The organism is Pseudomonas sp. HMSC063H08 (assembly GCF_001813645.1).
In the GTDB taxonomy this organism is placed as follows: Bacteria; Pseudomonadota; Gammaproteobacteria; order Pseudomonadales; family Pseudomonadaceae; genus Pseudomonas; species Pseudomonas aeruginosa.
This window is the reverse complement of record NZ_KV813413.1, coordinates 1-611: the sequence shown is the minus strand read 5'-3', so window position 1 is coordinate 611 and position 611 is coordinate 1. Positions and strand designations below refer to the sequence as shown.

Annotated in this window: 1 pseudogene; it reads right to left on the bottom strand. The window is 67.3% G+C overall.

Annotated features, from left to right (window positions below):
- A pseudogene (locus HMPREF2924_RS36380) lies at positions 1 to 611 on the bottom strand (hypothetical protein); the annotation flags it as partial.

Below are 611 nucleotides of genomic sequence, written 5' to 3'. Positions count from 1 at the left end.
AGCGCCGGTTGCTCCGTCAGCTGTGCGGTGCGAATGGGGTACAAGCGGGAGCCGGCCGGCCAGCGCCGCTGAACCGGGCGCGCAAGCTGAATGGCCGACGCCGCCAGAGCCTGGATCTCCACGACCTCGTACTCGAATGCTGACTCACCGCGCAGCAGCGCAAGGCCGCCGGCACGGAAGTCCCGCCAGCGCGTATCGCACTCGACCGTCAGCGCGCCGGCAGCGGTGACGCTTGCCAGCAACTGGATGTCCGGCCACACCGGCAGCGCCCAGATTCGCCCACCCCAGCCTGCAAGGCTGAGGTCGAGGAGCACTCGCTCGCGCCCCTCCGCGTAGAACTCGGCTTCGAATGAACGCCGGGGTGACAGGCGCAGCGATCGCCGTTGCTCGACTCCCGACGTGCTTGTCAGCAGCTCGGTCAACCACTCCAGCGACTCTTGGACACCGTCAGCCCAGTCCGGCGCGAAGGGCCAAGCGGTGATTCGGTTTCCGGTAATGACCAGGATCAACGGCTGCTCGTCCTGCAGTTGCCAGACGATGCGAGCGTCCACTACCGGCGGTCCATCCGTCGATACCGCAACAGTCCAGATGCGCTCCTGCAGCGCCGCGAA